Genomic DNA, 12,504 nt, shown 5'->3' with positions numbered 1-12,504 from the left:
GGCGGATCAGGCCGGGGGGCGCAGGCGCGCTGTCACGGCCCTCGCGAGCTCTGCCACGTCGGTGTCCGGCTTCAGCGGTACCGCGCCTTCCAGGAGCAGGGCGGCAAGGCCGTGCACCAGTGACCACGCGGTCAGTGCCGTGATGGTGGTGTCGCGCGTGCTGCTCGCCTCGAACCGCTGCACGCCCGATTCCAGCTGGACGCGCGCCCGCCCCATCGCGGCCTCCAGCTCGGGGTCGTCGGCCCGGGCCAGGCCGGGTGCCCGCATCACCGCGAAGTGGGCGGGGTGGGAGGTGGCGAACACGACGTACGCCACCCCGAGCTCGGCGAAGTCACCCCCGGCCACGGCCGCCTCGCGCAAGGAGTCGGCGAGCAGCGACCATCCCTCCGCCGCGAGCGTCGTGAGCAGGGCGGTCTTGTCGCGGAAGTGGTGCGTCGGCGCGGCGTGCGAGACGCCCGCGCGCCGGGCGACGTCGCGCAGGCTCACCGCGGCTGGTCCCTGTTCCCCGATGGCCTCGAGCGCGGTGTCGAGCAAGGCGCGGCGAAGGTCACCGTGGTGGTAGGGCATCCGACCACCCTACCCCAGGTCTTGTCATTGACAAGATACGCTGCTGGATGATCAGCGGACGGGTGCGTCCCCGGCCGTATGTGGCCGTCGGCGCACCGAGGCCGTGATCATGCCCGGCGCCTGCGGGTCTCGACCAGCTGCTGTAGCAGCGTGGTGATGTCGGGTGGGGCGTCCACCCGGTGCTGTGCGGCCGTGTCGCCCGGGCCGACCTTCACGCCCACGTCACCGGGCCGCAGCCGGGCGAACGCCGTCTCGTCGGTGACGTCGTCGCCCGCGAACAGCACGGCGTCGGCCGCCTCGCGCTCGCGGAGCAGGTCGAGCGCAGCGCCCTTGTCCATCCGGGCGACCGACAGGTCGAGCACCGCCTTGCCCGGGGTGGCCTCGATCCCGTCCCATGCGGCCGGCCCGGCGCGTACGGCGTCGAGCACGCGGGTGCCCACCTCGGGAGGCGCGTTGCGGACGTGCACGGCCACGCCCGCGGGCTTCGTCTCCAGCGTGACCCCCTGCTCCCCGCCGACGAGTTCTCGCAGCTCGGCCGCCAGGCGGTCGAGACGCGCACGCTGCTCGTCGTCGAGCAGGGATGCGCCGTCGTCGTCGAACTCGCTGCCGTGGCTACCGATCAGCCGGATCGGGCTGCCGAACCCGGAGACGGCGGCCAGGTCGGCCCGGCCGCGGCCGGAAAGCAGCGCGACCGCGGTGCCGGGCAGGCCCACGAGCTCCTCGAGGGCGGCCGCGCTTTCCGGGAGCGGCCGGGCGTCCGACGGAACGGAGACGATCGGGGCGAGCACGCCGTCGAAGTCGAGGGCCACGAGCAGGCGGGGTGCGTGGGCGAGTGCCTGCACGGCCGCGCGGAGGTCGGTCATCGCTCGGCCTTCTCGGTGGGCGGGAGCCCGAGCGCGTCGAGGAAAGTGCGGGCCCACCGATCGACGTCGTGGCTCAGCACCTGCCGGCGCAGCGCCCGCATCCGCCTGCGGCCATCATCCCGGCCGATCGTCAGGGCGGCGTGGAGCGCGTTCTTGACGCCGTCGGTGTCGTGCGGGTTGACCAGCAGTGCGTCCTTGAGCTCGAGGGCGGCCCCTGCGAACTCCGACAGAACGAGCACGCCGCCGTTGTCGTGGCGGCACGCCACGTACTCCTTGGCGACGAGGTTCATGCCGTCGCGCAGCGGCGTGACGAGCATGACGTCGGCCGCCACGAAGAACGCGACCAGCTCGTCCCGCGGGAGCGACTGGTGCAGGTAGTGCACGGCGGGGTGCCCGACGCGGGCGTACTCGCCGTTGATGCGCCCGACGGCCTGCTCGATGTCGTTGCGCATCTTCTGGTAGTGCTCGACGCGTTCGCGGCTCGGGGTGGCGAGCTGGATCATCACGGTGTCGTCGGCGCTGATGCGATCCTCGGCCAGCAGCTCCTCGAAGGCGCGCAGCCGGACGTCGATGCCCTTGGTGTAGTCCAGCCGATCGACGCCGAGCACCACGCGCTCCGGTTCGCCGAGGTCGGAGCGGATCTGCTTCGCGCGCTCCAGCACCTCGGCGCTGCGCGACAACCGGTCGAGGTTGCCCGAGTCGATGGAGATCGGGAACGCACCCAGCTTGACCGTGCGCCCGCCGACCACGACCTCGGTACGCCCGTGGCCAGGGCTGGCGCCTGCGAGCCTCGTGGCGAGCCAGCGGAAGTTGCGGGCGCCGCCGGGGGTGTGGAAGCCGACGAGGTCGGCGCCGAGCAGGCCTTCCACGATCCGCCTGCGCCACGGCAGCTGCATGTACAGCTCGGTGGGCGGGAAGGGGATGTGCAGGAAGAACCCGATCCGCAGGTCGGGGCGCAGCTCGCGCAGGGCTGCCGGGAGCAGTTGCAGCTGGTAGTCCTGCACCCAGACGGTGGCACCTTGTGCCGCAACCTGTGCCACGACCTCGGCGAAGCGCTGGTTGACCCGCACGTAGGCCTGCCACCAGTGGCGATGGAACGCGGGCGGGGCCACCACGTCGTGGTAGAGCGGCCAGAGGGTGCCGTTGGAGAAGCCCTCGTAGTACTCCTCGACCTCCTGCGCCGACAGGCGCACGGGGTGCAGGTGCAGACCGTCCTCGACGAGCGGCTCGACGTCGGCGTCGGCGAGGCCCGGCCAGCCGACCCACGCGCCGTCGCGGCTGCGCAGCATCGGTTCGAGAGCGGTGACGAGACCACCCGGGCTGCGCTTCCAGCGCTGGGTGCCGTCGGGCAGCTTCTCCAGGTCGACCGGTAGGCGATTGGCCACAACCACGAAATCAGCGGACTGCGCGGTGCCGGACGGCATGTTCCTCCTCGTGCGATCTGCGCACGAGCCTACTGCCGGTCCGGCTCCGGTGGTGGTGATTCCACGATGGCGGGAGTGGCCGGGCGCCGCGGCCTCGCCACGAAGTCGCCGAACGCGACGCCGGCCGCCAGCGCGAGCCCGATGCCGAGCGCGACCGTCACCGTGACCAGACCGTCGGCAAGGCCCTCGACCGAGAGCTGGTAGAAGCCGCGATAGGCCGTGAAACCCGGCAGCAAGGGGGTGATGCCGGCGAGCGTGACGACGAGCGGCGAGATGCCACCACCCCTGCGGAGCAGGCCGGTGGCGATCCCCACCACGATCGCGGCGGCCCCGGTGGACGCGATCGCCCCGATCTCCAGGACCTGTGTGAGCACGCCGTACGTGCCCCAACCGGCTGCTCCCGCGAGCCCGGCCGCGAGCAGCGGCCGCCACCGCGCGTAACCGGCCAGCGAGAACGATGCGGCGGCCAGCGCGGCCGCGAGCACGGAGAGGCTGAACTGCCCGGCGCCGGTGGGCAGCTCACCGGCCACCTCGAGCTGAACGCCGAACGTGATCCCGATCCGCAATGCCAGGACGACGCCGGTGAGCAGGCCCGCGGAGAGCAGGGCGATCTCCGCCACGCGGCCGGCTGCCGTCACGTAGTAGCCCGAGATCGCGTCCTGCACGGTGCTGACGACCGACAGCCCGGAGAGCAACACCGTGATGTTCGCTGCGACCACCAGCGACGGTCCGGTGCCCGGCGGGAACACACCGACGGCGAACAACGCGAGCGTCGCTCCCGTGGCGACCAGCCCGCCGACCACCTGCCGGAAGAACGCGGCCAGCCCCCACCGGTTCAGCAGCCGGCCGAGCCGGTCGATGAGCCCGGTGACGAGGAACGCCGCCACCGCCGTGACCGGTGCGGCGCCGAGGAGGAACGCGACGGATGCCGCGAGTCCGGCCCAGCCGGCGGTGGCGATCCACCGCGGGTACGGGTGCGGCGCGCTGACCGCGTCGGAGAGCGCCGCGGACGCCGCCTCGATGTCGAGTTCGGCCCGCTCCACGCGCTCGACGATCTTGGCGACCTCCTCCAGCCGCGTGAGGTCGAGCGCCCGGTAGTTGACCAGCCGCATGGACGTGACCGGCGCCGCCGCCATGCCCCGGTGGCAGCACATCGTGATCGAGCTGAACGTGATGTCGACATCCACCGCCGACAGGCCCGCCGTTGCGGCCAGCCGGGTCATCGTCTGCGAGGTCTCGTCCACGCTCTCGCCGCTCGACAGCAGCACCTCGCCCACGCGCATGCACAGGTCGAGGACCTGCTGCACCCGCGCGTCGTCCGGCACTCTCGGGCCGAGCGGCCGCATCAGCTGCACCGTGGGCGGGCCTGCGTGCAGGAACCCGTGCGCCTCGCGGCGGAGCGCGGTGCGGACCCGGCGGGTGAACCGTTCGCCTGGTGTCATCCGGGGACCCCGCCCCCACTGGCGGCGATCGACTGCGGCATGGCGCCCAGGGTAGGTGCGGCTCACGATCGCGCTACTAGGATGTCGTCGGTACCGGCCGGTGTAGCTCAGTGGTAGAGCAACCGCCTTGTAAGCGGTAGGTCGTCGGTTCGATCCCGACCTCCGGCTCCACGCCGGTTCCCGGTCGCCGACGACGGATGATCGTTCCGAGACCCGGTTCATCGCCCTCGCCGGGGCGCACATCGTGCTCTCGGACTGAACCGGCCGTTCCGCGGAACGCACTACCGGAAGCCTCGTGGCCTGTGGACCTTGCCGCCGGCGTGAGTGGAGGGGACTAACGCTCCGGCTTCGTGATTCGATCACCTCCTCGAGTGATCTCGCGCAGCAGCGCTCCCCGCCCCACGAGAGGTTCGAGGTTGTACCAGCACGACGCGACGTTCGAGCGGCCCTCGTGACCCCGCTGGAGATCGCAGGGCTCGTCGCTGCCGTTCTGGCCGGCACCGGCGGATGCCTGCTCGGTGTCCGTGCCGCCGACGCGGTGAACCGCAAGCTCGGGCGCGATGCTCCCCCTGCGGAGGCACCCAGTAAGTCGGCCCGGACGGCGGACGATGAGGCCGGAACCGACTGAGGCCGGGCTCAGGATCGAAGAACGGGCTTCTCGGCGTACGAGACCGGGATGGACACGATGGGGTCGTCGAGGGTTCGGTCGGTGCGGCGGCGTGCCACCGCTCGGACGTAGCCGAGATAGCGCCCCTGGTCCGCGGTCAGGGCGTCGATCTCCGTGCTGTTGTCCGGTGACGCGGTGTGCTGCCAGTCCCGCCAGTAGCGCCAGCCGTCGGGCATCGCGTCGGCGAGCTCGACCTCGGCGACGCCGCTGCGCTCCCAGTGCCGCCGCCACCAGCCGGCCGAGTGCAGGCAGCTCATGCTCGGCTCCCACCACGCGGCCAGGTGATCGGGAACCGGCCCGTCGATCTCCTGCACCAGCCCCGCGCCTGCGATGCCGATCGGTGCTCCCGGCTTGACGAAGCGGGCGAGGTAGCCGAGGTACAGGTCGTCGGTGCCGTAGTAGACGAACGAGTCGATGCTGACGACCGCATCGAAGAAGCCCGCCGCGAACGGGAGCGCGCGGGCGTCGGCGTGGATCGGGAAGACGGCGTCGGCCATCCCGGCGTCGTGGATGCGTTGCGCGCGTTCGTCCGGGCTGAACCAGAGGTCCGTCGACCACACCTGTACGCCGAACTCCGCGTGGAGGAAGACCGACGAGAGGCCGCGCCCGCAGCCCAGGTCGAGAACCCTCATGCCCGGGCGGAGCGGCATCGCCTCGGTGAGCCACTCGGTGAGCCACAGCGAGTTCGCGCCTCCGGAGATGCCGGCGACGATCCAGTCCGGGTCGTAGCGGGAGCTGCGGGGGAAACGTTCCGAGACGAGGGTCATCGGGACAGGTTCGCTTGCCGGCCACGTCCGTGCGACCGACATCCAGGTGGTGACCGATTCGTTCACGACGCGCGGGCGGTGCCGGTGCTGGCATGGCGGCATGACTATCGAGGTGATGAAGGCGAGGCCCACCGTCTGGGAGCCGCTCGACAGGTCGATGCGCGGGGATCTCGTGACGCCGTCCGATCCCCGGTACGACCGGGCGCGGGTCGTCTACTGGGCGCAGTTCGACGAGGTGCGGCCGAGCGCGGTCGCGTTCTGCGAGACGCCGGCGGACGTCGCGGCGTGCCTGGCGTTCTGCCAGGACGTCGGCATCCCGGCCGTGCCGCGCAGCGGCGGGCACAGCGTCGGCGGCTACTCGACCACCGACGGGCTCGTCGTCGACGTCTCGCGGATGTCCCGGGTCGGCACCCGGAACGCCGGTGACGGGATCAGGGCGGTCGTCGGGGCGGGAGCGCGGCAGGTCGACGCCCTGCCCGCGCTGTGGCGGGATGGCGTCGTGGTGCCCGGCGGGATGTGCCCGACGGTGTCGGCGGGCGGTTTCGTGAGCGGGGGCGGGTTCGGATGGCTCACCCGGCGCTACGGGATGGCGTCCGACCACGTGCTCGCGGCGCAGGTCGTGCTCGCCGGCGGACGGGTGGTGCGGTGCTCGGAGTCGGAGGAGCCGGAGCTGTTCTGGGCGCTGCGCGGCGCTGGGGGCGGGAACTTCGGGGTGATCACCGAGTACGAGATGCGTACGCGGCGCGTTCCCACGATGGTCAATTTCCACCTCCGGTGGCCGTGGGACGCCGTGCAGGCGGTGATCGGCGCCTGGCAGCGGTGGATCATCGGTGGCCCTGACGAGCTCGGATCGGCGCTCAGCGTCACGGCGGCGGGCGACGGTCCCGCGACGGTCGACGTCGCAGGCGGGTGGCTCGGCGACCAGGCGACGCTCGAACGCCACCTCGACGCGTTGGTGGCGGACGTCGGTAACCGGCCGGACATGCGGTCGGTCGAGGAGAACTCCTACCTCGACGCCATGATCGCAGCGTACGGGGTGGCCGACATGACGGCTGCCCAGCGGCAGTGGACTGGCCAGAATCCGGATGCGGCCATTCCGCGCCAGCATTTCATGGTCGATCGCAGTGTCCTCATGGACGAGGCGATTCCGGATACGGGCATCGGCGAGATGCTGGCCGCGTTCGAGCGTGATCCGCGGCCCGGCCAGGTTCGCCTGTTGAGCTTCTTCGCGCTCGGCGGTCAGGTGAATCGCATTCCGCGCCGCGCGTCGGCGTACGTCCACCGGGACGCGCAGTTCTACCTGGCGTTCTGGGTGGGGCTGGACCGGGACCTGCCCGATGAGGCCGACCGCCACGCTGCCCAGGCGTGGGCGGACGACGGGTTCGCGGTGATCGATCGGTATTCCGGAGGGGAGGCGTACCAGAACTTCATCGATCCCGCGCTCGCCGGCTGGCGGGAGGCCTACTACGCGGAGAACTACGCCAGGCTCGCCGAAGTGAAGCGGGCCTATGACCCGCATGGGTTCTTCCACTTCGCTCAGTCGGTCTGATCATCCGTTTGGTGCGCCCACGGCCAGATGCGGCCGCCATTGCGCCCAACAGGTGATCACGCTGCGAGCCACGTGTGCCAGGCAGTGGAGGTGTGTTCACTCGTCTATTGGCGGGCCCGTGGCAGGATCGGCGGTGTGACCGTCACTGCTGCTGATCACAACGTGATGGCGGAGCCGCGCTCGTGCGTGCGCTGTTCCCGGGGCTCGCTCCTCTGGGTGGTCGGCCGGTGCGCCGACTGCGTTGCGGAGATGGGGCTCCAGGACGACCGCACCGAGTACGACGCCTGGAAGGCCGACGTCCAGGCCGAGTACGGCAGAAAATAGCGTGCGTCCCGGTGACGGCGAGGTCCTCCACTTCTCGGAGGACCCGACGATCACCGAGTTCGTCCCGCACGTCGCCGCCACCGCACGCGTGCCGGGCGCGTACGTCTGGGCCGTCGACGCTCAGCGTGCTCCCGCGTACTGGTTCCCACGCGAGTGCCCGCGGGTGCTCACGTGGCCCACCGCGAGTTCCGCGGCCGCGGACGTCGCGCGCATCATCGGCCCGTCAGGGGCGCCGCGCCTGCATGCCGTCGAGTACGCGTGGCTGGAGCGGATGCGTTCGGTGCAGCTCTACGCGTACCGGCTCCCGGCGGCGCTGTTCCGCCCGTTCGGGGAACCTGAGCCCGAGCGACTGCGTGGCGAGCCCGAGCCGACCGCGCACGTCGCGGAGGTTCCGGTGCGGCCGCTCGGGCCACCGGAGCTGGTCGCGGACCTCTTCGCGCTCCACGAGGAGGCCGGCATCGAGCTGCGCGTGCTCCCGCGGCTGTGGCCGCTCTGGGACGCGATCGTGGCGAGCACGCTCGGGTTCAGCGGGATCCGGTTGCGGAACGCGCTGCCACCGGACCGATGAGTTCGCCGCGGCCGCGCCGTCTCACCTCGCACCCGATCGTCGAGGAGAAGCCGGATCCCGTTCCGACCATCGCGCCGATCCGCCGCGTTCAGCGGGCCGACGGCAGCAGCGGCCGCAGGAACGTGCGTTCGTAGCGGCGGACGCACCGGGAGTCGTCGCGGATCCGGTCGGCCTCGACGAACTCCGGGTCCACGCCGAAGCGACCGCGGTACCGCTCGTAGTCGGCGAGGCTGGGGAAGCTGAACAGGGCGTAGGCGATGTCGCTGGCGCCTTCGGCGGGCAGGAAGTAGCCGTGGTGGACGCCGCCGTGGCGCTCGACGAGCTCCATCCACCGGGTGGCGAACGCCTCGAACGCCGCGATCCGGTCGGGTTCGACCTCGTAGCGGACATGACAGGTGATCACATGCCGGCGTACCCGGAGCGCGCCGGTCGTACGCGCGGACCGGCGTGGCCCGCGAGGCAGAGCCAGCCCTCGGCGGAGTGGGTCCAGGTCTGGGTCATGGGCATGCGGAAGATCTGCGGGCCGTCGGCCTCGATGCGATCGACCGCCGTGCACCGGAGCACCGCCGTGTCGCCGACGACCACCACCCGGACGTCCTCGAGCGTCTGGCCGTGCCAGCGCACGTCGCCCTCTGTGTTGCGGCGGACGTACGCCTCGCGGTCGAACGTGTCACCGCGGTGGGAGGTCCAGCCGAACAGCGGGTGCAGTCGGGCGCGGAGTGCGTCGGCGTCGCCGCGGGCGAGTGCGTCGGCGCGCGCGGCCGCCGCGGCGAGCACCTCGTCCTCCGGCCTCACAGGGAACCCTGTGTCCCCGGTGGCCGCTCGGGCACCACCAGCTCCGCGATCACGCCGTAGTGGTCGCTCGCCTGCACACCGTCGACCGGCTCGACGAGCGCCCGCTCGCAGGAAACCACCCGCAGCGTCGGACCCTGCGGGCGGCCGCGCACCAGCACGTAGTCGATCCGCCGCCCACGTACGAGGTGGAACCCGCCCGCCCGCACCAGCGGGTTATCCGGCGTGAACGTGTGGCCGGGGTCGTCGCCGTGCACGGTCTCCCACGCGTCGTGATAGCAGACGCTTATGCCGTCGAGGGACTGGCGCCCGGTCCAGAACCGCATGCTCGCCGAGTCGGGGCGGGCGTCGAAGTCGCCGAGCAGCACCACGTGCCGGTCCGGGTCGGGGGCCACCGCCTCGACGAGCCGCGCCGCGGCGACGGCTTGCAGCTCCCGTTCCCGCTCGCCGTCGAGCCGGTAGAGCGGCTTGTGGTGCACCGCGAGGAAGGGCTCCGGCGCGAGCACCTCCGCGACCACCGTGCCGGACCACGGGAGGTCGCGGGCACGGGGCGTCACGCGGCCGTCGATCTCGTGCACCTCGCCGATCGGCCAGCGGCTGGCGAGCGCGGCCCCGTCGTCGCCGTCGCCCCGGCGGGAGTGCCACACCTCGTGCCAGCCGGACCCCAGCAGGTCGGGGACGTCCACGACCTCCTGGAGAGCGACGACGTCGGGAGCGAGGGCGCGGACCCCGGCCACGATCGCTTCGCGGCGACGTTCCCAGCCGTGGTAGGTGGGTGCGAGGACGTTGAGGGTGAGGACACGCATCTCGGCACGTCAGTCCTTCGCGAGGAACTCGTGCACGACCCCGGTGAACGCCTCGGGCACCTCCAGGTGGGGCAGGTGCCCGCTGCCCGTCACGACGACCCTGGTGGCGCCGGGTATGCCGACCTCGAGCGCCCCGGCGGCGGCGTGCACATCGGGGATGTCTAACTCGCCGACCACGATCAGCGTCGGTACCCGGATCTCCCCGAGCTGCGCCGTGGCGGGTGTCTCCGGCCTGCGCTCCAGCTCCAGCGGCGGTCGCAGGTTCTGCGGGTTGGCGGTGAGCAGCGCCCGCAGCCGCTCACGGGCAGCGGGGCTGCTCGGCGCCACGAACCACGGGTCGACGGCGCTCCAGTACTCGATGTGCTCGGCATCAGGGGCGTCGGGAGCGGGGACGCTGCGTCCGCCGCGGGTGAGGAAGTGCTCGCTGAGCGGCAGGCCGGACAGGATCGGCCCGACCAGCACCAGCTTCGAGACCAGCTCGGCGTGCTGGAGCGCGCAGTGCAGCGTGATCAGCGAGCCGAACGAGCACCCGACCAGCGCGGCGGGTCCGTCGGACACCGCGCGCACGACGGCCGCGAGGTCGTCGATGCTCGAGTACTGCGTGGTGGGCCGGGGCGAGTGCCCGTAGCCGCGCCGATCCCAGCTGGCGACGCGGTGGTCCGTGGACCACGCCGGTACCTGGGCGTCCCACGCCTCGCTGTGGGTCAGCGCGTCGTGGGTCAGTACGACAGGTGGCCCGGCGCCGTCGATCTCGACATGGATTCCGTCGACGGTGAGGTGATCCATGCGGCCACGGTAGCCACGTGCTGCGGCTGGCGCGGCGCCCGCGATCTTCCAGCATTCACCTGCCAGACTGACGGCCGACGGGAGGAGGGCGCCATGACGATTCAACCGGTCGCCCCGCTGCACCTGCTGACCGTGGCCGAGTACCTCGAGATCGGGGAGATCGAGCCCGGCTACTCGGAGCTGGTCGAAGGGCGGTTGCTGATGTCCCCGACCCCGGTGCCGGATCACAACTACGCCCTGTTCGAGATGGCCGTGCAGCTGCGGTCCCAGCTGCCGCGCGGGCTCGAGGTCATCCAGTGCATGGACGTCGACCTGCAGCTCGCTCCTCCCGACGCCCCGGCACCGTCCGCCGCCCCGACCTGATCGTGCTGCCGCGGGACGCGCGGCTGCGGGTCCGCCAAGAGGGTGGGGGTGATCCGCGCGTCCGAGGTGCTCGTCGTGGTCGAAGTCCTGTCCCCCGGATCGAAGCGCACCGACCACGTGCAGAAGCGTGCCGAATATGCCGACGCCGGCATCCCGAACTACTGGATCGTCGATATCGAGCCGCCGGTGTCGGTTCTCGCCTGCCACCTCGCAGGCGAGTTCGGCTACGCCGACGGCGGAGCGGTGACCGGCACGTTCACGACGTCGGATCCGTTCCCCGCGGAGATCGACCTCGACGCCCTGCTCTAGGGAGCCACCGGCGCGACCTCGACGCCCAGCGCCGTGGCCCCGACGAACTTGCGGGCCGCGATGCTGCCCATCGGCATGATCGGCCCGGCCTGGACGTCGCGCCACATCCGCTCGAAGGGCAGGGCCCGGCCGAACGCGGCGCCGCCGTTCACCTCGGCCAGCCGCTGCAGGATCTCGGTGGCGTTGTGCGCCGCCACGTGCTTGACCGTGATGCAGCGCGCCATCGCCTCCTGCACGTCGAGGGCGTGCAGCGCGCGCGAGACGACCTCCTCGACGTGCCGGTGGATCAGCGCCCGCGACGACTCCAGCAGCATGTGGCAGTGGCCGACGGCGTCCTGGACGACAGGGTCAGTGGTCCGGCCCGCTGACGTCAGCCGGTCGACGGTCCACCGCAGTGCCCCGCAGGCGACGCCGGTGTAGACGCCGGCGAACGCCGGCATCGCCCACGCCCACACCGTCTCCATGACCCGGCGGTCGAGGTGGCCGATCGGCAGCGAGTGGACCACCGCCGACTCCGGGACGAACACGTTGTCGAGTTCCAGGTCGTCGCTGCGGGTGGAGCGCATGCCGAGGGTGTCCCACGTCGGGTGCACGCGGATGCCGGGGGAGTCCATGGACACCGCGCACAGCAGCAGCCGTGGGCCGCCCTCTGCGTCTGGGTCGCGCGCGGTGGTGGAGAAGTCGGTGGCGATCGCGGAGTTCGTGGCGAAGATCTTCCGCCCGGTCAGCAGGTAGCCGCCGTCGGTGCGCCGGGCGATCGTGTTGGCATCGGTCATGCGGTTGGCCATCCCGCGCTCCGCGGTGAGCGCCGCCCACACGAGGGTGCCCTCCGCGGCCCGCTGGAGCAGGTCGGCGAGCCGCTCGTTCCCGGTGCGCCGCCACACGCTCGCCCACTGGCCGAGCGGTGAGATGTGCATGGCAAGCGACAGCGCCGTCGAGCCGTCGCCGGCCGCGATGCGCTCCAGGACCGCGACGACCTCGGGCAACCCGCCGCCGAACCCGCCCAGCTCCTCGGGAACCGACATCCGCAGGATGCCCGCCTCGGCGAGGTCGGCGTAGTTGTCGTGCGGGAACGTGGCGTCCCGGTCGTGCTCGGCAGCGCGTTCGGCGAACGTCTTCGCGAGCCGATCGGCCTCCGCGAGGATCTGCTCGCTCGGGCTCCTCGTCGTGCTCACCATGCATCCCCCCGGGCTCATGAGTGGTCGCCGGTCGACCCTCCCAGGAAGTCGGGGCCGCGTGAAGATGGCGGAAGGACACTCGCCGCCTGATCCACGCCA

16 protein-coding genes and 1 tRNA gene are annotated in these 12,504 nt (G+C 71.9%); 7 read left to right on the top strand and 10 right to left on the bottom strand.

The window, feature by feature from the left end:
* Positions 1 to 6: 6 nt before the first annotated feature.
* The 4 genes from K1T35_RS45395 to K1T35_RS45380 form a co-directional block, all read right to left on the bottom strand.
* Positions 7 to 567 carry a TetR/AcrR family transcriptional regulator gene (locus K1T35_RS45395; protein ID WP_220257809.1) on the bottom strand — a complete coding sequence of 187 codons (561 nt, stop codon included), beginning with the start codon at positions 565 to 567 and terminating at the stop codon, positions 7 to 9.
* A gap of 107 nt (positions 568 to 674) precedes the next feature.
* Positions 675 to 1,430 carry a trehalose-phosphatase gene (gene otsB, locus K1T35_RS45390; RefSeq protein ID WP_220257808.1) on the bottom strand — a complete coding sequence of 252 codons (756 nt, stop codon included), beginning with the start codon at positions 1,428 to 1,430 and terminating at the stop codon, positions 675 to 677.
* Positions 1,427 to 2,854, bottom strand: coding sequence for a trehalose-6-phosphate synthase (locus tag K1T35_RS45385; RefSeq protein ID WP_220257807.1), 1,428 nt, complete (start codon positions 2,852 to 2,854; stop codon positions 1,427 to 1,429). The genes otsB and K1T35_RS45385 overlap by 4 nt, the downstream gene beginning before the upstream one ends.
* A gap of 29 nt (positions 2,855 to 2,883) precedes the next feature.
* Entirely contained in the window at positions 2,884 to 4,296 is a 1,413-nt protein-coding gene (locus K1T35_RS45380) for a threonine/serine exporter ThrE family protein (RefSeq protein WP_220257806.1), read from the bottom strand.
* A 96-nt stretch (positions 4,297 to 4,392) separates the two neighbouring features.
* Here K1T35_RS45380 and K1T35_RS45375 point away from each other — a divergent pair.
* Positions 4,393 to 4,467 (top strand) — tRNA-Thr (locus K1T35_RS45375).
* A gap of 280 nt (positions 4,468 to 4,747) precedes the next feature.
* Positions 4,748 to 4,924: a hypothetical protein gene (locus tag K1T35_RS45370; RefSeq protein WP_220257805.1), complete on the top strand. Its 177-nt coding sequence runs from the start codon at positions 4,748 to 4,750 to the stop codon at positions 4,922 to 4,924.
* An 8-nt stretch (positions 4,925 to 4,932) separates the two neighbouring features.
* Here K1T35_RS45370 and K1T35_RS45365 read toward each other — a convergent pair whose 3' ends face one another.
* A complete protein-coding gene (locus K1T35_RS45365; protein ID WP_220257804.1) occupies positions 4,933 to 5,730 on the bottom strand; it encodes a cyclopropane-fatty-acyl-phospholipid synthase family protein in 798 nt (265 codons plus the stop codon).
* A 100-nt stretch (positions 5,731 to 5,830) separates the two neighbouring features.
* On the opposite strand from K1T35_RS45365, the gene K1T35_RS45360 reads away from it, so the two are divergent.
* The 3 genes from K1T35_RS45360 to K1T35_RS45350 all read left to right on the top strand — a co-directional run bounded on the left by K1T35_RS45360 (position 5,831) and on the right by K1T35_RS45350 (position 8,171).
* Positions 5,831 to 7,279 (top strand): FAD-binding oxidoreductase, encoded by a 1,449-nt coding sequence (locus K1T35_RS45360; protein WP_220257803.1) that lies wholly within the window; start codon positions 5,831 to 5,833, stop codon positions 7,277 to 7,279.
* Positions 7,280 to 7,414: 135 nt separating this feature from the next.
* Positions 7,415 to 7,603, top strand: coding sequence for a hypothetical protein (locus tag K1T35_RS45355; protein WP_220257802.1), 189 nt, complete (start codon positions 7,415 to 7,417; stop codon positions 7,601 to 7,603).
* 1 nt (position 7,604) lies between these two features.
* Positions 7,605 to 8,171: a DUF6886 family protein gene (locus K1T35_RS45350; protein WP_220257801.1), complete on the top strand. Its 567-nt coding sequence runs from the start codon at positions 7,605 to 7,607 to the stop codon at positions 8,169 to 8,171.
* 88 nt (positions 8,172 to 8,259) lie between these two features.
* Here K1T35_RS45350 and K1T35_RS45345 read toward each other — a convergent pair whose 3' ends face one another.
* The 4 genes from K1T35_RS45345 to K1T35_RS45330 are packed head-to-tail and all read right to left on the bottom strand — an operon-like array spanning position 8,260 to position 10,555.
* The gene (locus tag K1T35_RS45345; protein ID WP_220257800.1) at positions 8,260 to 8,574 is read right to left on the bottom strand and encodes an NIPSNAP family protein; all 315 of its coding nucleotides are present in this window, start codon (positions 8,572 to 8,574) and stop codon (positions 8,260 to 8,262) included.
* Positions 8,571 to 8,966 (bottom strand): nuclear transport factor 2 family protein, encoded by a 396-nt coding sequence (locus K1T35_RS45340; protein WP_220257799.1) that lies wholly within the window; start codon positions 8,964 to 8,966, stop codon positions 8,571 to 8,573. Before K1T35_RS45340 ends, K1T35_RS45345 begins: the two co-directional genes overlap by 4 nt.
* Positions 8,963 to 9,769: an endonuclease/exonuclease/phosphatase family protein gene (locus K1T35_RS45335; RefSeq protein ID WP_220257798.1), complete on the bottom strand. Its 807-nt coding sequence runs from the start codon at positions 9,767 to 9,769 to the stop codon at positions 8,963 to 8,965. Before K1T35_RS45335 ends, K1T35_RS45340 begins: the two co-directional genes overlap by 4 nt.
* A 9-nt stretch (positions 9,770 to 9,778) precedes the next feature.
* Positions 9,779 to 10,555: an alpha/beta fold hydrolase gene (locus K1T35_RS45330; RefSeq protein ID WP_220257797.1), complete on the bottom strand. Its 777-nt coding sequence runs from the start codon at positions 10,553 to 10,555 to the stop codon at positions 9,779 to 9,781.
* 93 nt (positions 10,556 to 10,648) lie between these two features.
* Between K1T35_RS45330 and K1T35_RS49995 the strand changes: the two genes are divergently transcribed.
* Entirely contained in the window at positions 10,649 to 10,918 is a 270-nt protein-coding gene (locus K1T35_RS49995) for a hypothetical protein (protein WP_370645274.1), read from the top strand.
* Positions 10,919 to 10,966: 48 nt separating this feature from the next.
* On the top strand, positions 10,967 to 11,227 hold the full coding sequence (locus K1T35_RS49990) for a Uma2 family endonuclease (RefSeq protein ID WP_370645273.1): 261 nt from the start codon (positions 10,967 to 10,969) through the stop codon (positions 11,225 to 11,227).
* Here K1T35_RS49990 and K1T35_RS45320 read toward each other — a convergent pair.
* Positions 11,224 to 12,402 carry an acyl-CoA dehydrogenase family protein gene (locus tag K1T35_RS45320; protein ID WP_370645272.1) on the bottom strand — a complete coding sequence of 393 codons (1,179 nt, stop codon included), beginning with the start codon at positions 12,400 to 12,402 and terminating at the stop codon, positions 11,224 to 11,226. The genes K1T35_RS49990 and K1T35_RS45320 overlap by 4 nt on opposite strands.
* Positions 12,403 to 12,504: the final 102 nt, after the last annotated feature.

The organism is Pseudonocardia sp. DSM 110487 (assembly GCF_019468565.1).
Classification (GTDB): domain Bacteria; phylum Actinomycetota; class Actinomycetes; order Mycobacteriales; family Pseudonocardiaceae; genus Pseudonocardia.
This window is presented reverse-complemented; position numbering and strand designations above follow the sequence as displayed.

Bases quoted from the DNA above. Each gene is read 5' to 3' on its own strand.
- K1T35_RS45335 (WP_220257798.1), bottom strand. From the start codon at position 9,769: ATGCGTGTCCTCACCCTCAACGTCCTCGCACCCACCTACCACGGCTGG.
- K1T35_RS45360 (WP_220257803.1), top strand. From the start codon at position 5,831: ATGACTATCGAGGTGATGAAGGCGAGGCCCACCGTCTGGGAGCCGCTC.
- K1T35_RS45385 (WP_220257807.1), bottom strand. From the start codon at position 2,854: ATGCCGTCCGGCACCGCGCAGTCCGCTGATTTCGTGGTTGTGGCCAAT.
- K1T35_RS45380 (WP_220257806.1), bottom strand. From the start codon at position 4,296: ATGACACCAGGCGAACGGTTCACCCGCCGGGTCCGCACCGCGCTCCGC.
- K1T35_RS45365 (WP_220257804.1), bottom strand. From the start codon at position 5,730: ATGACCCTCGTCTCGGAACGTTTCCCCCGCAGCTCCCGCTACGACCCG.
- K1T35_RS49995 (WP_370645274.1), top strand. From the start codon at position 10,649: ATGACGATTCAACCGGTCGCCCCGCTGCACCTGCTGACCGTGGCCGAG.
- K1T35_RS45330 (WP_220257797.1), bottom strand. From the start codon at position 10,555: ATGGATCACCTCACCGTCGACGGAATCCATGTCGAGATCGACGGCGCC.
- otsB (WP_220257808.1), bottom strand. From the start codon at position 1,430: ATGACCGACCTCCGCGCGGCCGTGCAGGCACTCGCCCACGCACCCCGC.
- K1T35_RS45395 (WP_220257809.1), bottom strand. From the start codon at position 567: ATGCCCTACCACCACGGTGACCTTCGCCGCGCCTTGCTCGACACCGCG.